The following is a 19346-nucleotide window of genomic DNA, read 5'->3' on the forward strand; positions in this document are numbered from 1 at the left end:
TCGTGATTTTCTTCGCCGTTCGCTTCATTATGTTTTTGGTTGTAACTCACTAAATCTTTAAGCGTAAAACCATCGTGAGCGGTAATAAAATTAAGTGTAGTATGTGGCAAGCGGTCATTTTTCTTAAATAAATCGCTAGAGCCTGCAAAACGTTCTGCAAATGCACCGATTTCGCCACTTTTCCATAGCCAGAAACGGCAGAGATCATCGCGGAATCGGTCGTTCCATTCGGCAAAATAACTTGGGAAATTGCCGACTTGATAACCGTAATGTCCAATATCCCAAGGCTCGGCAATCAATTTAATATTTTGTAAACTTGGCTCATTTTTTATGTCAGTAAAAAGCTGAGCTGACGAGTTGAAATCAGGTGTATCACGCCCTAAAACAGTGGCTAAATCAAAACGGAATCCATCAATGTGGCATTGCTCCACCCAATAACGCAGGCAATCCACCACCCATTTTCGCCCTACATCAGAGGATAAATTGAGCATATTGCCGCAGCCTGTCCAATTGATGTAATGTCCGTTGTCGTTACGCCAGTAGTAAGTTTGATCATCAATACCACGCTGGCAGAATGTTGGGTAAGTTTGCTCTGATTCTGCGGAATGGTTAAATACCACATCTAAAATAACTTCAATACCCGCTTTGTGAAACGCCTTTACCATCGCTTTAAATTCAGCCAATGGATTATTTGTTGCCGCATATTTAGGTTCTACCGCAAACATCGCCAAAGGATTGTATCCCCAATAATTTTGTAAACCTCGAGCTTGTAAGTGCGGTTCATTGATATGGAAATTTACAGGCAGCAACTCCACTGCGGTTACGCCTAACTCTTTCAAATACGCCAAATTCACGGGATGTGCTAATCCCGCATAAGTACCACGCAACGCCGCAGGGATTTTCTCATTTAACTGGCTAAACCCTTTAACATGTAATTCATACACAATGGTTTTCGCCCAAGACGTATTGGGGGAAGTATCATCTTCCCAATCAAATTCTTCTGAAATAATTACCGCTCTTGGGGCTAGATGTGCGTTGTCGCAATTATCCGAAAGCAAGAACCAAGAACGACTTTCTTCGCTACTTAAATCAGGTTTACCATTCACGGCTTTCGCATAGGGATCGAGCATTAATTTATTCGGATTGGCAAATTCTCCGTAAATACGGAAACCATATTCCGTACCCGTTTTCACGCCAGTTACCGCCAAATGCCACACATTTTCAGTACGCACCATTGGCAAACGGGTTTCTTGGTTTTGTTCGTCAAAAAGACAAAGCTCTACACCTGTTGCCGCAGCGGAAAACAGGGCGAAATTGGTAATTTGCACGTTGTTTTCGACCGCTTGTGAGTATCCCATTGGAAGAGGATTGCCGTTGTTGTAAATCGTAAACATATCTTTCGTTGTTCCTAGGGTAACAAGTTACCCTAAGTTAGTTATAATCCAACCCCTTTGGGGTTGTAATTTGCTATTCTATTCCGCTATTTGGTTCTCCAAATGGGAACCCCTATGCCTAACCGTGGGGGTATTTATACCCACGGATTACTCTACTGATTTCAATCTCAAATAAACTGTTGCTAACGGCGGAATGGACACTGAAATCGAATTTTCTCGTCCGTGGCTTTCGATGTTTTCACTTGCGACACAACCAAAATTGCCCACATTTGAGCCTTGATAATACATTGAATCGGTATTCAAAATTTCTTCATATTCGCCCGCAATATTCACGCCGATGCGGTAGTCGTGACGAGGCACAGGGGTAAAGTTACTGATGACAATAATGCGTTCTCCGTTTGAACTGCGACGTTCAAAGGCGAACACAGAATTTGCCGCATCATCAACGACAAGCCAATCGAAACCTTCTGGGGAGTTGTCAAGTTCAAAGAGCGGTCGATTTTTTTGATAAATTTGATTGAGGTCTTTAACCAGCTTCAACACGCCTTTGTGCCAGCCTCCGCCAATATTTTCATCAAGCAAGAACCAGTCTAAACTTTCTTCGTAATTCCATTCTCTGCCTTGAGCAAATTCATTACCCATAAAGAGCAATTTTTTACCTGGATACCCCCACATATAACCGTAATATGCACGCAAGTTAGCGAATTTTTGCCACGTATCGCCTGGCATTTTGCCAAGAAGTGAATATTTACCGTGAACCACTTCATCGTGCGAAAGTGGCAGCACAAAATTTTCGCTATATTGATACACCATTCCAAAGGTCATTTTGTTGTGATGATATTGGCGGTAAATTGGGTCAAGCTTCATATAAGCCAGAGTATCGTTCATCCAGCCCATATTCCATTTGAAATTGAAACCTAATCCGCCGTTTTCGCTTGGGTGAGTTACGCCTGCAAAAGAAGTTGATTCTTCCGCAATGGAAATTGCCCCCGCCATTTCACTGTGAATTTTCCAGTTGGTGTGTTTTAAAAACTCGATGGCTTCTAAGTTTTCACGTCCGCCGTATTGGTTTGGAATCCACTCGCCCTCCGCACGGCTGTAATCGCGGTAGATCATTGAAGCCACGGCATCTACGCGAATACCATCTACACCAAAGCGTTCAAGCCAATACAGTGCATTACTGGATAAGAAATTTTTGACCTCATTACGTCCATAGTTATAAATCAAGGTATTCCAATCTTGATGATAGCCTTCGCGAGGATCTTCATGTTCATACAAGGCTGTACCATCAAAAGCACTCAAGCCGTGAGTATCACTTGGGAAATGCCCTGGCACCCAATCTAAAATCACATTAATTCCAGCTTCATGTGCACGTTTGACTAAACGGCGAAATGCCTCAGGCGAACCAAAGCGACTGGTTGGCGAATAAAGTCCAAGTGGTTGATAACCCCAAGAACCATCAAACGGAAATTCAGAAAGCGGCAAAAATTCAATGTGAGTAAAACCCATCTCTTTTACATAAGGAATTAATTCATCAGCAATTTGATCGTAATCTAGCCAAAAATTGTTTTCTAAATTACGACGCCAAGATCCTAAATGCACTTCATAAATAGAAATAGGTTGGTTGCCTTGATTGGCTTTTTTGCGTGCTTCGGTCATTTCCACCACATTTGGCAAGGCACTGACCTGCGAAGCTGTATCAGGGCGAAGCTGCGAGCTAAACGCATAAGGATCCGCTTTCAAACGCAAGTTTCCAAAACAATCAATCAATTCAAATTTATAAAGCTGACCAAGACTAACTTTCGGTAGGAACAATTCCCAAACACCACTTTTTGGGTGGAAACGCATCGGGTGACGGCGACCATCCCAATAGTTGAAATCGCCCACAATAGAAACGCGTTTAGCATTGGGCGCCCACAAACGGAAATTTACTCCGCTCACACCATCACATTCCATAAAATGCGCACCAAGCACTTCATACGGGCGAAGCATCGAACCTTCCGCAAGTAGCCATTGTTCTAAATCATCAATCATAGGATGAAAACGATAAGGATCTTCGACTATTTGCGATTCATTGCCCCAAAAAACCTGTAATTGATAAGCAAAAAAATGACGACAATTGGGGAGCACCGCAGCAAAGAAACCACGCTCGTCCAAGCGGTCTAATTCTGCTACCGTTTTACCACTTTCATACTCAATTACCGCTACTCGGTTGGCATCTGGCAATAAGGTGCGAATTTCTACGCCGAGATCGGTTTCGTGCATGCCGAGAACAGAAAAGGGATCAGAATTAACCCCATCAAAAAAAGAATCAATAACAGATTGGGTAACGAGTTGAGTCATAAGAAAACCTCACAATTGACAAACAGCATAAGCAAAATGGGCATGATAGGGATGGTTGTGTAGAAAGAAATGAAGGCAAGCGGTCAAGTTTTGCCAAAATATTGCAAAAGGTTGAGAAACATTGCCTTCATTGGATGGCGGTTTTTGAGCAAACAAGCATGACGAAAACGTTTGCTTAAAAGAACCAGAAAAAGAGAATCCGCCTTCCTCATTAAGTGGCTTTGTGGAAACATCCCTATCAAAAAATATGCTTTCCAGTGTCATGCGTTTAAAAATTTACCAATTTTTAGTTAATTTGAATTCTAGGCTTAAACAAAATAAATACAACGACTTTTGTTAAAAAGCGTGATCTCTGTCAAGAAATTTTTGGAATATCGTATAAATTTTCGGCATAGATTGCTATTCGTGCTAATCACAATATAATGAAACTATTTTTAACTTTAGAAAACGACAGAAAAATTAGAGAAAATGGAACAAAAATCTCCTTTAATCGCACTCGTTGCAGGTGAGGTCTCAGGCGATATTCTAGGTGCTGGCTTAATTAATGCATTAAAATTACACTACCCAAATGCACGCTTTATTGGTGTAGCGGGCGAGCAGATGAAAAAAGCGGGTTGTGAAACTTTATTTGAGATGGAAGAACTTTCCGTGATGGGTTTGGCAGAAGTGTTGAAGCATCTGCCTCGCTTACTCAAACACCGAAAGCAAGTGATTGAAACAATGCTTGAAATGAAACCTGATGTGTTTATCGGCATTGATGCCCCTGATTTTAACCTCACCGTGGAGGAAAAACTCAAGTCAAACGGCATCAAAACGATTCACTATGTCAGCCCTTCTGTTTGGGCGTGGCGACAAAATCGGGTACATAAAATCAAACGTGCGACTGATTTAGTGTTAGCATTTTTACCGTTCGAAAAAGCTTTTTACGATAAATTCGACACGCCTTGTCGTTTTATCGGTCATACGATGGCAGATGCGATAGCCTTAAAACCTAACCGAACAGAGGCTTGTGAAAAGCTCGGTTTAGATGAAAGCAAACGCTATGTGGCTATTTTGATAGGTAGTCGTGGTAGCGAAATCCAATTCTTGGCAGAGCCTTTTCTAAAAACCGTTCAACTGTTAAAAGAGAAGCATCCAGATTTGGAATTTCTTGTGCCGATGGTGAATGAAAAACGCCAAGCACAGTTAGAAGAGATTAAAGCAAATATTGCTCCAGAATTGGAACTGCATATTTTGCAAGGGCAAGCTCGCCAAGCGATGATCGCTGCAGAATGTACATTACTGGCTTCTGGTACGGCAGCATTAGAAGCAATGCTCTGTAAATCGCCGATGGTGGTGGGGTATAAAATGAAACCACTGACCTATTGGCTTGCGAAAAAATTGGTCAAAACCGAGTATATCTCTTTGCCAAATTTACTTGCAAATGCACCGCTTGTCCCAGAGATGATTCAAGAAGAGTGTAATCCTGATAACCTTGCGTGGTCGCTCAATCATTATTTAAGCGATGATATGGAGAGTTTAAAACAAAAAAATGAACTCAAGCACCGTTTTACGGACTTACATAAACTGATCCAATGCGATGCCGATGCACAGGCAGCACAAGCTGTGGTGGATGTGTTGGAGGGTAATTTAATCGTATAAAAGAATTGGTTGCGCCGTTTACTCCTCTATTATCACAAAATCCAGGTAATAAATGTGGCACGATTTTATCCAAATAAGGCTAAACTATTTTCCCACGCCACTTCCATAATTTTTTCTGGTGCTTCCTCTCTTAATTCACACAAATGACAAAAAGTTTCTGTTACTCGCTCAGGACGGTTTGGTTCTCCTTGAAAGCCAAAAACAGGCATATCGGGGGAATCAGTTTCTAAAATAAGGGATTTAAGCGGTAATTTTTTGATTGCTTCTCGTGTTTTGTTGGCTCGAGCATAGGTAATCGTACCACCAACACCAATTTTGTAGCCAAGATCAACAAAGCGTTTGGCTTGGTCGTAACTACCTGCAAAGCCGTGCACTACGCCCGTATTGGTTAATTTCGCTTTTTTCAAAAAGGTAAATAATGCGTCGTGGGTTTTGCGAGAATGCAAATTAACGGGTAAATTAAACCGCTTGGCAAGAGCGAGTTGTGCTTCTAAAAACTCGCATTGTTTCTGCCAAAGCTCAGGCGTTGCCACATCTGCCACTGCTTTTTCAAGCCCTATCTCTGCAATCGCAGTGCAGAGTGGATCTCGCTCGTTTAATAGGCTTTCCAGCAAATCTAAATGAGCGTGTTCGTGCTGGAGAATATAGAGTGGATGTAGCCCCAAACCATAGCGTAAATGCTCGGGTGATTGATGAGCACAAGCGGTCACTTTTTCAAAATTTTCTGCAAAAACTGCCACGATAAGCATTTTCTGCACGCTTGCGTTGCCTGCATTTTTGACTAACTGTGGAATGGATAAATTAAGTGCTTCTGCCAAGTAGTCAAGATGAGTGTGTGTATCAAAGAATTGCATATATCAATTTGGATTTAGTCATTGGGTAAAGGGAGGGGGTATCCCTTCCCTACGTATGATATGTGTTTAAAGTCTAGAACTTCTCCAACTTCGCCATTTTCGCAATCAGCCACTTAATGCCATTGCCTTGGAACGCAATTTGCAGGCGGGTAGCTTCGCCTGAGCCTTCGACATTGATAATCGTACCTTGCCCGAATTTGGCGTGATAGACCTTCTGCCCCATTTTCCAAACATCATCTTCTAAAATGGAAGCGGTCGTTTTTGGCGGATGTTTTGCAACGGTGCTGAAATTTGCCGCTCGGTTAATATTGCCACGTAAGCGAATTTCTCGGATATTTTCTTCTGGCAATTCAGCAATAAAACGCGATGGAATATGGCGTTCTTCCTTACCGTAAAGACGACGAAGTTCAGCATAACTAATGGTTAGCTTGCGTTTTGCCCGGGTAATACCTACATATGCCAAGCGACGTTCTTCTTGCAATCGTCCTTCGTCAAAGCTCATTCCGCTTGGGAAAATGCCTTCTTCCACGCCCACCATAAATACGCGGGGGAATTCCAATCCTTTTGCTGAGTGAAGTGTCATCAGCTCCACATACTCTTGATGTGGCGAGGCTTGTGCTTCGCCTGCTTCTAATGATGCATGGGTTAGAAAAGCGGTTAGTGGTGTGAGTTCTTCAGCCTCTTCTGGCGGAGTAAATTGTTTGGTTGCAGTGACCAACTCTTCTAAGTTTTCGATGCGAACTTCGCCTTTCTCGCCTTTTTCTTGCTTGTACATCTCATACAGACCAGATTTTTTAATCACAAAATCGGTTTGTTCTGTAAGTGCCATTTCTGAAGTTTCTTCATCCATGGCGTTAATCAGTTCCACAAAGCGAAGCAGAGCGGACGCGGAGCGGCCAGAAAGTTGCTCTTCATTTAACGCTACTTGCACCGCTTGCCAAAGAGTGATGGAACGCGTGCGAGTAATTTGGCGGATAGTGTCCAAGGTGCGATCACCTATACCACGCGGTGGGGTATTGACTACGCGTTCAAATGCAGCATCATCTTGGCGATTAGCAATTAAACGCAGATAAGCCAATGCATCTTTAATCTCTTGGCGTTCGAAGAATCGCATACCGCCATAAATGCGGTACGGAATATTGGCTTGAATTAAGGCTTCTTCAATCACGCGTGATTGGCTGTTGCTGCGATAAAGCACGGCACATTCTGAATAGCTGCCCTCATCCTCTTTCCATTGCTGAATTTGTGAGGCAACAAAACGGGCTTCGTCTAGTTCATTAAAGGCACAATAAATTTCAACAGGATCGCCATTGCCGCTCGATGTCCACAAGTTTTTGCCCAAGCGATTATCGTTGTTAGAAATCAGCTCATTTGCTGTAGACAAAATATGCCCTGTAGAACGGTAATTTTGTTCTAGGCGGATCGTCTCTGCTTTTGGATAATCTTTCAGGAATTTCTGGATATTTTCGACCTGTGCCCCACGCCAGCCGTAGATCGATTGGTCATCATCGCCCACAATCATTACCTTGCCCGAATCACCCGCAAGCAGTCGAATCAGATCATATTGAATATTGTTGGTGTCTTGGAACTCATCGATCAAAATATGCTGGAAGCGTTGTTGATAGCGTTGCAAAATTAGCGGTTTTTTCTTCAGCATTTCATAGGTGCGAATCAGTAATTCCGCAAAATCCAATAAGCCTGCACGGTCGCACGCTTCTTGGTAAAGCTGGTAAATTTCAACTAATTTTTTCTCATTCAGATCATTGTGATGTTCAATATCTTTAGCTCGATTACCCTTATCTTTTTGGGCATTGATATACCAAGCTACGTGTTTTGGTGGAAAATGTTTTTCATCAATATTGTGTAATTTCAACAAACGTTTGAGTAGTCGGACTTGGTCTTCGCTGTCCATAATCTGAAAATCTTGTGGCAGGTCAGCATCTAAATAGTGAGAACGTAACAGGCGGTTGGCAATACTGTGGAAGGTTCCTACCCACATACCAAACATGGAATGGTTGCTTGTTTGAAAAAGCGTACTTTCGATACGATGACGCATCTCGCTAGCAGCTTTGTTGGTAAAAGTCACCGCTAAAATGTTTGATTCAGGCACATTTTCTACACCAATTAACCACGCAATACGGTGAGTGAGCACACGGGTTTTACCTGAACCTGCCCCTGCTAACACCAAATAATTGCCAATAGGCGCAGCGACTGCTTCGCGTTGTTTATCATTCAAGCCATCAAGTAATAAAGAAAAATCCATTAGTTAGCCTATATTTGTTTTTTTATACAGTGAGATTGCAAGATTATAGCCTAAAGCAGTCGGTTTTGGGAAATGTTTTGAGAGTTGTTAAAAAAGTATTAATTTTAATTAAGAATTATTTGCATTTAATGTTCGTTAAGAATATAATAAAAACGCATCAAAAACAATCAATCGAAGAAGGAGATTTTTCTTATGCAATTTAAACACTTTAAACTAGCAGCACTTGCAGCACTTACTTTTTCTGCAAGTAGTTTCGCCGATATCACTGTTTATAATGGTCAGCACAAAGAAGCCGCTGCTGCAGTGGCAAAAGCCTTTGAACAGGAAACTGGCATTAAAGTTACGCTAAATAGCGGAAAAAGTGCGCAACTTGCAGGTCAATTAAAAGAAGAAGGCGATAAAACACCCGCCGATGTTTTCTATACTGAACAAACAGCGACTTTTGCTGATCTTTCTGAAGCAGGGCTTTTAGCACCAATTTCAGAACAAACCATTAAACAAACTGCACAAAAAGGCGTACCACTTGCACCGAAAAAAGACTGGGTTGCATTAAGTGGTCGTTCTCGCGTAGTGGTTTACGATCATACTAAATTATCTGAAAAAGATATGGAAAAATCAGTACTTGATTATGCAACACCAAAATGGAAAGATAAAATCGGTTATGTACCAACCTCTGGTGCATTCTTAGAGCAAGTTGTTGCTTTAAGCAAAATGAAAGGGGACAAAGTTGCACTTAATTGGTTAAAAGGCTTAAAAGAGAACGGTAAACTTTACGCTAAAAATAGTGTGGCATTACAAGCGGTCGAAAATGGCGAAGTGCCTGCTGCGTTAATCAATAACTATTATTGGTATAACCTTGCAAAAGAAAAAGGCGTGGAAAACCTAAAAAGCCGTCTTTATTTTGTTCGTCACCAAGATCCAGGTGCATTAGTTAGCTATTCAGGTGCAGCAGTATTAAAAGCTTCTAAAAATCAAGCTGAAGCACAAAAATTCGTTGATTTCTTAGCGAGTAAAAAAGGTCAAGAAGCATTAGTGGCAGTCCGTGCAGAATATCCATTACGCGCTGACGTGGTTTCGCCATTTAATCTTGAACCTTATGCTAAATTAGAAGCCCCTGTGGTATCTGCAACAACAGCTCAAGATAAAGAGCATGCGACTAAATTAATTGAAGAAGCTGGATTGAAATAATCCAAATATTGCGTGTGTGGATTTGAAAAAATTCACGCACGCGTTTACAATTCTCCTCCAAAATTAACCGCTTGCGTGCGTGAACTGAGGGTTCACATTCCTAAAAGGATTTAACTTTGCCTCGCAGACCACCATTCTGGCTCACTTTACTTATTATCTTAATCGGGCTTCCGTTATGTTTGCCATTTCTGTATGTCATTTTACGTGCAACAGAAGTGGGATTAACCCGAAGTGTTGAACTATTGTTTCGCCCTCGAATGGCTGAATTATTAAGTAACACAATGCTTTTAATGATTTGTGTCACTATCGGTGCTATTTCACTTGGCACGATTTGTGCTTTTTTACTTGAACGCTGCCGTTTTTTCGGCAAAGCCTTTTTTGAAGTAGCAATGAGCTTGCCACTCTGTATTCCAGCCTTTGTCAGCTGCTTTACGTGGATTAGCCTAACCTTTCGAGTGGAAGGTTTTTGGGGTACGATTGGCATTATGACGCTCAGTTCTTTTCCGCTGGCTTATCTGCCTGTTTCTGCGACTTTAAAGAGACTCGATCGTTCGTTGGAAGAAGTCAGTCTTTCGCTTGGTAAAAGCTCTACTTACACCTTTTGGCATGCCATTTTTCCACAACTTAAACCTGCCATTGGCAGTAGTATATTACTGATTGCCTTACATATGTTGGTCGAATTTGGTGCAGTGTCAATTTTAAATTATCAAACCTTTACCACCGCCATTTTCCAAGAGTATGAAATGTCGTTTAATAACAGTTCGGCAGCCTTGCTTTCTGCAGTGTTAATGGCAATTTGTACTATTATCGTATTCGGTGAAATCTTTTTTCGTGGTAAACAAACACTGTACAATAGTGGTAAAGGCGTTACACGACCTTATCCCGTTAAAAAGCTTTCATTCGGCAAGCAATGTGTCACTTTTGTGTTCTTTTCCTGCATTTTTATGTTGAGCATCGGTGTTCCTGTGGCGATGCTGATCTACTGGCTGATTGTAGGAAATTCACGCGAAAGAGCATTCGATTTTTCGGAATTTTTTGCAGCTTTCAGCCATTCGTTGACAATTTCAGGCTTGGGTGCATTGCTTACCGTGATTTGTGCATTGCCGCTGGTTTGGGCCGCCGTTCGTTATAGTAGTAAATTAACTGTCTGGATTGACCGCTTACCTTACTTGCTTCACGCTGTGCCAGGATTGGTGATTGCATTATCGCTGGTTTATTTTACGATAAACTACGCCAATGCCATTTATCAAACTTTCTTAGTAGTGATTGTTGCTTATTTTATGCTCTATCTGCCGATGGCTCAAACTACGCTTCGTGCTGCTTTGGAGCAACTTTCCGATAATATTGAAAAAGTAGGGCAAAGCCTTGGGAGGAGTCCGTTTTATATTTTCCGAACACTTACTCTGCCTGCGATGCTACCTGGGATTGCTGCCGCCTTTGCATTGGTCTTTTTAAATTTGATGAAAGAGCTGACTGCCACACTTTTGCTCACTCCGAATGATATTAAAACTTTATCCACCGCGGTGTGGGAATATACCAGCGATGCTCAATATGCCGCTGCCACGCCTTATGCGTTGATGTTGGTGCTTTTTTCGGGTATTCCTGTGTTTTTGTTAAAAAAATATGCATTTAAATAGAATGAAAGAGACATTACTCACCATCAAAAATCTAAATAAATTTTTTGGCGAACAGCAAGTGTTGAACGATATTTCTCTGACCTTAGCACAGGGTGAAATGCTCTTTTTGCTTGGTGCTTCTGGCTGTGGAAAAACCACGCTGTTGCGTGCTATTGCTGGCTTTGAGCAGCCGACTAACGGAGAAATTTGGCTCAAAGAGCGGTTAATTTTTGGAGAGAATTGCAATCTACCAACGCAACAACGCCATCTCGGTTATGTGGTGCAAGAGGGCGTACTGTTCCCATATTTGAATGTATATCGCAATATTGCTTATGGCTTGGGAAATGGTAAGGGTAAGACTATAGAAGAACGCTCACGTATCGAACAAGCGATGAAACTCACGGGTATCAGCGAATTAGCCGAACGCTTCCCGCATCAACTTTCTGGCGGACAACAACAACGTGTCGCTCTTGCTCGAGCACTTGCTCCTAACCCAGAATTAATTTTACTGGATGAACCGTTTAGTGCCTTGGATGAACATCTCCGCCAACAGATTCGCCAAGAGATGCTCCAAGCACTTCGCCAAAGCGGTACTTCCGCCATCTTTGTTACCCACGACCGTGATGAAGCCTTACGCTACGCTGATAAAATCGCCATTATTCAGCAAGGTAAAATTTTACAAATCGACACGCCTTGCTCGCTTTATTGGTCGCCTAATCATCTTGAAACGGCAACATTTATAGGCGAAAGCATTGTCTTGCCTGCCCATAGGGTTGATAAAAATCTTGTACAATGCCAGCTTGGATGTGTGCCTATTCAGCCTACGCATAGTGATGCGACAAGCGGTCAAATTTTGCTTCGTCCAGAACAATTCAGTTTGGTCAATATTTCGCAAAATAGTACCGCTTGTACGGTCTCGACTTTTGAAGCCATTGTGCAAAACATTGAGTTTAGAGGCAGAACGACCGCTGTTCAAATTGCGATAAATCACCATGAAATTTGGATTGAAATGGGTTATATGCCAGAGCTTAAGATTGGAGAAAGGATTAATGTGTATTTGCAGGGAAGGGGGGTGTTTTTCGGCTAGTTAAACAGATTTATTATATGGTTTGCTTCATTTGCACTTCAAGCGGTCTATTTAGGTAAAGTTTTATAAATTCTCTGTTTTATTTCCCAAAATCTCCAATATACTCTAGAATATCCATCTCCTAATTTCAGATAGATAGAAGAACTTATGGAAAATACACAATTAAATCAGTCAGAATTGGCTACAAGTTATGATGAATTGAGATATTATTCAAAACCTTTTTCATTCACTAGCATTCCTTTTTTAGAAGCAAGTGCTTATTTATGGGGATTAACGCCACCTGCGATTAAAGGTGCAAAAGTATTAGAACTAGGCTCTTCTTTTGGTGGAAACTTAATTTCTCAAGCAGTGTATTATCCTGAAACAGAGTTTGTTGGAATTGATTTATCCAGCAGCCAAATTAATCAAGGTAATGAAATTATTAAGTCAATGGGCTTAAATAATGTCCGTTTAGAAGCGAAAAATATTTTACATATTACCTCAGAGTTTGGAAAATTTGATTATATTATTGCACATGGTATTTATTCTTGGGTACCTGATGAAGTGAAATCTAAAATTTTAGATATTTGCCGAGATAATTTATCTGAAAATGGTATCGCTTATATTTCTTATAACACTTATCCAGGTTGGAAAAGCAAGGAGGTGGCTCGTGATATTATGTTATTTACTAATAAACATACATCTGAGCTTCCATTATCAGAGCAAATGCGTCGTGGTAAAGTTGTTGTAAAATTATTCTCTGATGCAATTAAAACGATTAAATCTGTGAAAGAGCATAATAGTTTCCGAATCAATAATTTTGATGATATTCAAGATAAAGATGATAGTTATATCGCACATGAATATTTAGAAACCTATAATCATCCTTTTTATTTAAATGAGTTTGTTGATGAGGTATGTAAACATCAATTAGCTTATATTGGAGATACAGATTTCCAACTTTCGTTTACCTCTTGGATGCAACAACATTTACGCGATATGATAATCCAGTTAACGGGTGATGATTATGTTGCACGTGAGCAGTGTATTGACTACTTATACGATGTTGCTTTTAGAAGAAGTTTACTATGCCATGCAAATTTACAAGGCAATGTTAATCATACCGAAGAAGTTCCAAAAGCCATTTTAGATAAATTGACTTTCTTAACAACGAATAAAGAAAATAATTTATCAACATCATTTAATAATCCTGATATTGTTCGTCTATTTGAATACTTTATTTTTAGTGTGGGTGAATTCTCAATTCAAGATTTAAAAGACTACGTAGTAAAAAATAAAGATCTTAAGCATATTACTGAAGACATGATTTATTCTGCTTCTCTTCTTTCTATTATTTTAGATTATGTAAATATTTATTTAATGCCCTATAAAACATATCAATTTGAAGATAATAAAACTTACGTTCCAGCACGTTTTACTCATTATGTAGAAAAAATGTTAAATGGTGCAACGCAATATATTGAGTTTGGAGATATGTATAATAGAACTGTGGTTGGTATTTTGCCTTTACATCTTCACATCATGTCTGAAATGCGTAAGCCAATAACTAAAGCTGCACTTGTGGATTCTCTCCAAAAATACTTGATTGAGAATAACTATAAAGATATGGATAATAATGAGAAGCCTATTGATGAAGAGTTCGATGCAACAGGATTATGTTCTGCTCTTTGTCAAGATTTAGAGGTATTTGGTTATATTCGACCTATTTTAGAGGCTGATTTAGTCACAGGTAAGGAAGTTCACGCGGAACTTGATGTAGTCTCTCAAGTAGAGAAAACAGCAGAAGTTAAATCTGAGCCTAAAAAAGAAAAGTAAAATACATTAGGATGTGCTTTTAAGTTGTTCACGCCCTACTGTGTGTTTAGTGGTTTAATTGAAAAGGAGAGTTTAAAACTCTCTTTTTTATTACCAGCAGATATAACAATAATGCCACGGTGAACCCCAATACGGGTGTTCAAAGCGGTAATATTGTTGCATCTCTTCTACTTCTGCTTGTGCTTTATAGCTATCCCACGCCATTTTATGGCAGGCTTGGAAAATCGGATTTTGGATTTTTTTCGCATAGGCTTTATCCAATTTTTCCTTTTCTTCAGATGTTTGGCTAACTGGAGGATTAAGTTTTTTCTCCATCAGTGAAGCGGTTTCTGCATCACACTGTTTGGCTAATTCAATTGAAAGCAGCTGTTGAGCTTTAATTTTCTCTGCTTCTCTTTGTGCTTTTTGTGCTGGTGTTAAGGCACAGCCTGTCAATGCAAGGCTAACTAAAATTGTGGTGAGATGTGAGTATTTCATAGCACTTCCTTAAAGGTAAATTAAATCTCTTTTAAATATCTTCATCGTCCAATTCATCTGCCATAGCACTTAACGCATCGCGGGTAAGTTGGGCAAGAGCCTTGTAGAAACCATCATCTTTTGTTTCCACTAAACCTAAAAATTTATTCATACAAGGCAGAAGATATTTTTCAAACAACATTTGCTGAGCTTGGGTAGAATCCAGATGGTCTTCAATCCAAGAGGCAGTAAGCAATAACAATGCAACGTGATCGGCTTGCTCCAATGTAGGCATTCCACGTTCATTTCTAAAGACAATAAAATCTTCAACAGAAACTTTATAAGCAGAAATAGCGGTCGGAATTGCTCCATTTTCTGCAAAAAGTGCTTGATAGCTTGGGGCTAATTCGGTAGGGTTAGCCTGTTTTTCTAACAAGGTTAGCGAAAGTTCGTTTTGGCTGTCGGTATCTAATGCCCATTGCTGGCGAAGTCCACCTTGAGCAAGCCACGCAAAGGTTCCTGCTAAAATAGGATCGTTTGGTTGGCGATAAAAAAGATTACCGAATAGACGACATAAAAGTGAAAAATCATTAATGTGAGTATTGCTCATAAAATAAACCAAAAATATTGAGTGAATAGCACTATTTTACACTCTACACAACTTTTATAGAACAAAAATAGAAAAGAAGAGGAAATACGATGAAATATATTGGGGCTCATGTGAGTGCATCAGGCGGTGTTGAGCAAGCTGTGTTGCGTGCGGTAGACATTGGTGCAAATGCTTTTGCACTGTTTACCAAAAACCAGCGTCAATGGAAAGCACCACCATTAAAAGCGGAAACCATTGAGAAATTTAAACGCTTTTGCCAAGTGCATCATTTTACTGCGGATCAAATTCTACCACACGACAGCTATTTGATTAACTTAGGCAGCCCTGAGGTGGAAGGCTTAGAAAAATCACGGATAGCTTTTATTGATGAAATGGAACGAGCCAATCAACTTGGTTTGAAATTGCTTAATTTCCACCCTGGTTCTCACTTAAATAAAATTTCTGAGCAAGACTGTTTAGCAAGAATTGCGGAGTCCATCAATATTGCCGTGAGTAAAGTGCCAAATGTAATCGCAGTTATTGAAAATACGGCAGGGCAGGGCTCAAATTTAGGCTATCGTTTCGAGCATTTGGCAAAGATTATTGAACAAGTAGAGGATAAAAGCCGTGTGGGCGTCTGTTTAGATACTTGCCATACTTTTTCAGCGGGTTACGATATTAGCTCACTTGAGCAATGCGAAAAAACTTTTGCCGAATTTGAACAAGTGGTTGGCTTTAAATATTTACGCGGAATGCACCTCAATGGTTCAAAAACACCATTAGGCAGCCGAAAAGACCGTCACGATACGTTAGGTGAAGGCACAATTGGCACTGCATTTTGCGAATTTATTATGAAAGATGACCGCTTTGATGGCATTCCGATGATTTTAGAGACAATCAATCCTGATATTTGGGCAGAAGAGATAAAATTTTTACGGACATTGGCGAACAAATAAGTTATACTCCTCTGACCTGTTTTCGCAATAATTTTTTATTGCATATTGATTAATCTTTTTAATAGGAATAAACACGCTTTAGTTGTTCTGGCGAGACAAAATTATGAATAAGAAATCCCCTTTTTTAACCAAACTAAAACTCTCATTATTTGTTCTATTCGCAGGCTTTACGCTTCAAGCAAATGCGAGTTTAAGTAGCACTTCAACCCACCAAGTTAAAGCACGTATTGTGGCTAAAGCGGCAACAGCAGAGCAAATTCAGCAAAATGCGAAGCAAAAATCTGCAAAAGTAAAAGCGAATCAAAGTAAAACCACAAACTCAGAGAAAAGTGGCTCACAAAAAGTGAATCAAGTTTATCGCCAATGGGTGGGAACACGTTACCGTTTAGGTGGTACAGGAACAGCGGGAATTGATTGTTCGGCTTTTGTACAGAAAACAATGAGTGGTGCTTTTAATATTCATCTTCCTCGTTCAACAGCGGAGCAACGTCATTCAGGTCGTTCCATTTCTAAATCAGATTTACAACCAGGCGATTTAGTCTTTTTCCGAAAGAATAATCATGTAGGCGTATATATTGGTGGTGGTAAATTTGTTCACTCTAGTACCCGTCAAGGTGTAACAACAAGTTCTCTTTCTGAAAAATATTGGGCAAGGACTTATACTCAATCACGTCGAGTGCTTTAATCTTTTAATAATTCCACGTAAATATGATCTGATCCCAAAAAATTAGACTTATTTAGTTCAAGGACTGAATTCTGTAATTCACAGGGCTCAGTCCTTTTAGTTTCCCCTGAATTCACTCCATCGCTTGCAAATGGTCGAGTTTCTTCTATTTTTTGAAAAGCTACTGCTGTTTGCTCTGGGGGAGAAGTAAAGTCTGTTTGGTTTCGATGGGGAGGCTTTGGATGTAGTATTCAAATCCCCCACCTTTAAGTAAAGCCATAGATTGCGGAAGATGCCGCTGTCAGATATAAACTGCCACCCACGGCAGTATAATTTTGTAGCCAAGTCTCCATAATCTTTCCTTTAATATTGGTTTTGTGATCTTAAAATTGTATTTATTAAAAATCTGTAAAATGGATCATAGGTTTGAAACATTAAAAATACAAACGATTAAAATATACTCAAACAAATATTATTTCGTAAATAATAGCGATAATCGCTCTCTCTATAAAAACTACTAAATTCAGCTAATTAAACTGGTATTTTCAATATAATTAGTTTTAAATATATAAATATCTTTATAAAACCCTATTTTATACACCTTAAACAGTTTTAAATCCTAGAAATGTCAATAAAAACACTATATTTTGTTAAAAAATTAAATTAAAATCGCCAAGACTTTAATTTATGTAATATAGGACTTTTTATGACACAACAAATCGAAGAACACTCAACTTGGGCTTCAAAGTTTAAGGCACTTGGGCCTGGTATCTTAATGGCATCTGCTGCCGTAGGTGGTTCACACATCGTAGCATCTACTCAAGCAGGGGCAATTTATGGTTGGCAACTTGCTATCATCATTATCTTAGCAAACCTTTTCAAATATCCTTTCTTCCGTTTCGGCGTGCAATACACGCTTAGCTCGAACAAAACCTTGCTTGAAGGTTATCAAGAAAAAGGTGGCATTTACTTAGTCGTTTTCTTTATATTGAATGTTATCGCTACAATGATCAACACTGCAGCGGTGGGGATTGTTACTGCGGCAATTCTCAAATTTATTATTTCTGCGTTAGGATTAAACTGGGATATCAGCATTCCAGCCGCTAGTACTATTATTATTGCCGTCACACTAGGCATTCTTTTACTCGGTCAATACAAATTTTTAGACCGTTTGTCTAAATTCATTATGATCGCTTTAACAGTTTCAACCGTTTCTGCGGTCGTGATCGCAACATTAAAAGGTGGTGTAAAAGTTGCACCTGATTTTATTGAGCCTTCCCCTTGGAATTTAGCCTCTCTTGGCTTTATCGTTGCATTGATGGGATGGATGCCTGCCCCAATTGAGATTTCAGCAATCAATTCAATGTGGGTGGTTGCAAAACGTCGTTTAAGCAAAGTGAGCTATCAAGATGGTATTTTAGACTTCAATATTGGGTTTATCGGCACAGCTATTTTAGCGATTGTTTTCTTAGCACTCGGTGCATTAGTACAATATGGCTCAGGTGAAGTCGTTGAAAAAGCGGGCGTAAAATATATCGCACAGCTTATCAAAATGTATGCCTTTGCTATCGGTGATTGGTCTAAATTACTCATCGCATTGATTGCCTTTATGTGTATGTTCGGCACAACCATTACGGTTATTGATGGCTATTCACGAGCAAACAATGAAGCATTGCGTATTTTATTAGGTAGAAAAGAGAGTTCGGTGGCAAGCTTAAATATTTGGATGACAGCTGCAGCAGCCATCGGCATTATCATCATCCTCTTCTTTATGAGCGATGTAGCAAAATTACTTTCATTTGCGATGATCTGTTCTTTCGTTTCCACACCAATTTTTGGTTGGTTAAACTTCTCACTCGTTTTAAAAGGTGAGCATCGTGTGAAAGGCGGATTATTCTGGTTAGCTGTTGTTGGTTTAACTTATTTAACAGGTTTTACGTTACTCTTTATTGCGTATGAATTAGGCTGGATTTAACAAAGATTGTTTAACCAAATAATAAAATGAAATGATCTGCCCCCAAAAAGTTGGACAGGTTAGTTAACTTAAATATTGAGCTCGGTATTGTACTGGGCTCAATCCTTTTAAACCAAGTTTAATTCGTTTTTGGTTGTAATACACTAAATATTCTTCAATTTTAGCCTGTAATTCAGCGATTAAATGATAACTCCGTGAGTAAAAACACTCTGATTTTAGTATCGCAAAAAAACTTTCAATCACCGCATTATCGTAGCAATTTCCTCGGCGGCTCATACTTTGCAACGCTTTACCCTCCAACATTTTCCCCCATTCCGCCGTGCCATACAATACGCCTTGGTCGCTATGAATAATCGGGTGTTCTGTCGGTTTAAGCCGACTAAGCTCTTGTGCTAACATCTTTTTCACCAATGAAAATTTGGGGCGTGTTGAAAAGTTATAGGCAATAATTTCTCGGTTAGCCAAGTCCATCAACGGTGAAAAATAAAGCTTTTCTTGCGTAAAA

At 39.8% G+C, this 19346-nt stretch carries 15 protein-coding genes; 8 read left to right on the plus strand and 7 right to left on the minus strand.

The annotated features are described in order from the left end of the window. Positions 1-1394: glycogen debranching protein GlgX (gene glgX, locus KH943_RS04575; RefSeq protein WP_304108235.1), on the minus strand; the 1394-nt coding region annotated here is incomplete at its 3' end. A 147-nt stretch (positions 1395-1541) separates the two neighbouring features. Then, positions 1542-3737, minus strand: a complete 2196-nt coding sequence (gene glgB, locus KH943_RS04580) for a 1,4-alpha-glucan branching protein GlgB (RefSeq protein WP_304108236.1) — start codon at positions 3735-3737, stop codon at positions 1542-1544. Positions 3738-4205: 468 nt separating this feature from the next. On the opposite strand from glgB, the gene lpxB reads away from it, so the two are divergent. Further along, complete coding sequence (gene lpxB, locus KH943_RS04585) at positions 4206-5378, plus strand: lipid-A-disaccharide synthase (protein ID WP_304108238.1); 1173 nt, start codon at positions 4206-4208, stop codon at positions 5376-5378. Positions 5379-5443: 65 nt separating this feature from the next. Here lpxB and KH943_RS04590 read toward each other — a convergent pair whose 3' ends face one another. Then, positions 5444-6232, minus strand: coding sequence for a TatD family hydrolase (locus tag KH943_RS04590; protein ID WP_304108240.1), 789 nt, complete (start codon positions 6230-6232; stop codon positions 5444-5446). A gap of 73 nt (positions 6233-6305) precedes the next feature. Next, positions 6306-8495 (minus strand): DNA helicase II, encoded by a 2190-nt coding sequence (gene uvrD / locus KH943_RS04595; RefSeq protein ID WP_304108242.1) that lies wholly within the window; start codon positions 8493-8495, stop codon positions 6306-6308. Between the two features lie 192 nt (positions 8496-8687). On the opposite strand from uvrD, the gene KH943_RS04600 reads away from it, so the two are divergent. From KH943_RS04600 to KH943_RS04615, 4 genes are all read left to right on the plus strand, one after another. Continuing rightward, positions 8688-9683, plus strand: a complete 996-nt coding sequence (locus tag KH943_RS04600; RefSeq protein ID WP_040218684.1) for an iron ABC transporter substrate-binding protein — start codon at positions 8688-8690, stop codon at positions 9681-9683. A 116-nt stretch (positions 9684-9799) separates the two neighbouring features. Continuing rightward, positions 9800-11320 (plus strand): ABC transporter permease, encoded by a 1521-nt coding sequence (locus tag KH943_RS04605; RefSeq protein WP_304108243.1) that lies wholly within the window; start codon positions 9800-9802, stop codon positions 11318-11320. Further along, complete coding sequence (locus KH943_RS04610; RefSeq protein WP_304108245.1) at positions 11307-12386, plus strand: ABC transporter ATP-binding protein; 1080 nt, start codon at positions 11307-11309, stop codon at positions 12384-12386. The genes KH943_RS04605 and KH943_RS04610 overlap by 14 nt, the downstream gene beginning before the upstream one ends. Before the next feature lie 147 nt (positions 12387-12533). Beyond that, the gene (locus tag KH943_RS04615; RefSeq protein ID WP_304108247.1) at positions 12534-14201 is read left to right on the plus strand and encodes a methyltransferase regulatory domain-containing protein; all 1668 of its coding nucleotides are present in this window, start codon (positions 12534-12536) and stop codon (positions 14199-14201) included. A 90-nt stretch (positions 14202-14291) separates the two neighbouring features. Here KH943_RS04615 and KH943_RS04620 read toward each other — a convergent pair whose 3' ends face one another. Both KH943_RS04620 and KH943_RS04625 read right to left on the minus strand, forming a co-directional pair. After that, a complete protein-coding gene (locus KH943_RS04620) occupies positions 14292-14678 on the minus strand; it encodes a hypothetical protein (protein WP_304108248.1) in 387 nt (128 codons plus the stop codon). Between the two features lie 31 nt (positions 14679-14709). Then, positions 14710-15267, minus strand: coding sequence for a TorD/DmsD family molecular chaperone (locus KH943_RS04625; RefSeq protein WP_304108249.1), 558 nt, complete (start codon positions 15265-15267; stop codon positions 14710-14712). Between the two features lie 89 nt (positions 15268-15356). Between KH943_RS04625 and nfo the strand changes: the two genes are divergently transcribed. The 3 genes from nfo (at position 15357) to KH943_RS04640 (ending at position 18841) form a co-directional block, all read left to right on the plus strand. Next, the gene (gene nfo / locus KH943_RS04630; protein WP_304108251.1) at positions 15357-16202 is read left to right on the plus strand and encodes a deoxyribonuclease IV; all 846 of its coding nucleotides are present in this window, start codon (positions 15357-15359) and stop codon (positions 16200-16202) included. A 103-nt stretch (positions 16203-16305) separates the two neighbouring features. Further along, positions 16306-16887 (plus strand): C40 family peptidase, encoded by a 582-nt coding sequence (locus KH943_RS04635; protein WP_304108253.1) that lies wholly within the window; start codon positions 16306-16308, stop codon positions 16885-16887. A gap of 685 nt (positions 16888-17572) precedes the next feature. After that, entirely contained in the window at positions 17573-18841 is a 1269-nt protein-coding gene (locus tag KH943_RS04640) for an NRAMP family divalent metal transporter (RefSeq protein ID WP_304108255.1), read from the plus strand. A gap of 63 nt (positions 18842-18904) precedes the next feature. On the opposite strand, the gene KH943_RS04645 is transcribed toward KH943_RS04640, so the two are convergent. Then, positions 18905-19346 (minus strand): IS3 family transposase (locus tag KH943_RS04645; RefSeq protein ID WP_304108257.1); only part of this gene is annotated, 442 nt, incomplete at its 5' end.

Source organism: Haemophilus parahaemolyticus (genome assembly GCF_018373095.1).
GTDB lineage: Bacteria > Pseudomonadota > Gammaproteobacteria > Enterobacterales > Pasteurellaceae > Haemophilus_A > Haemophilus_A parahaemolyticus_A.

What these genes read in the sequence shown, in the direction of transcription:
- KH943_RS04635 (WP_304108253.1), top strand. Translation starts at nt 16,306, where the DNA reads ATGAATAAGAAATCCCCTTTTTTAACCAAACTAAAACTCTCATTATTT.
- glgB (WP_304108236.1), bottom strand. Translation starts at nt 3,737, where the DNA reads ATGACTCAACTCGTTACCCAATCTGTTATTGATTCTTTTTTTGATGGG.
- lpxB (WP_304108238.1), top strand. Translation starts at nt 4,206, where the DNA reads ATGGAACAAAAATCTCCTTTAATCGCACTCGTTGCAGGTGAGGTCTCA.
- KH943_RS04620 (WP_304108248.1), bottom strand. Translation starts at nt 14,678, where the DNA reads ATGAAATACTCACATCTCACCACAATTTTAGTTAGCCTTGCATTGACA.
- KH943_RS04640 (WP_304108255.1), top strand. Translation starts at nt 17,573, where the DNA reads ATGACACAACAAATCGAAGAACACTCAACTTGGGCTTCAAAGTTTAAG.
- KH943_RS04610 (WP_304108245.1), top strand. Translation starts at nt 11,307, where the DNA reads ATGCATTTAAATAGAATGAAAGAGACATTACTCACCATCAAAAATCTA.
- KH943_RS04615 (WP_304108247.1), top strand. Translation starts at nt 12,534, where the DNA reads ATGGAAAATACACAATTAAATCAGTCAGAATTGGCTACAAGTTATGAT.
- nfo (WP_304108251.1), top strand. Translation starts at nt 15,357, where the DNA reads ATGAAATATATTGGGGCTCATGTGAGTGCATCAGGCGGTGTTGAGCAA.
- KH943_RS04625 (WP_304108249.1), bottom strand. Translation starts at nt 15,267, where the DNA reads ATGAGCAATACTCACATTAATGATTTTTCACTTTTATGTCGTCTATTC.
- KH943_RS04600 (WP_040218684.1), top strand. Translation starts at nt 8,688, where the DNA reads ATGCAATTTAAACACTTTAAACTAGCAGCACTTGCAGCACTTACTTTT.
- KH943_RS04590 (WP_304108240.1), bottom strand. Translation starts at nt 6,232, where the DNA reads ATGCAATTCTTTGATACACACACTCATCTTGACTACTTGGCAGAAGCA.
- uvrD (WP_304108242.1), bottom strand. Translation starts at nt 8,495, where the DNA reads ATGGATTTTTCTTTATTACTTGATGGCTTGAATGATAAACAACGCGAA.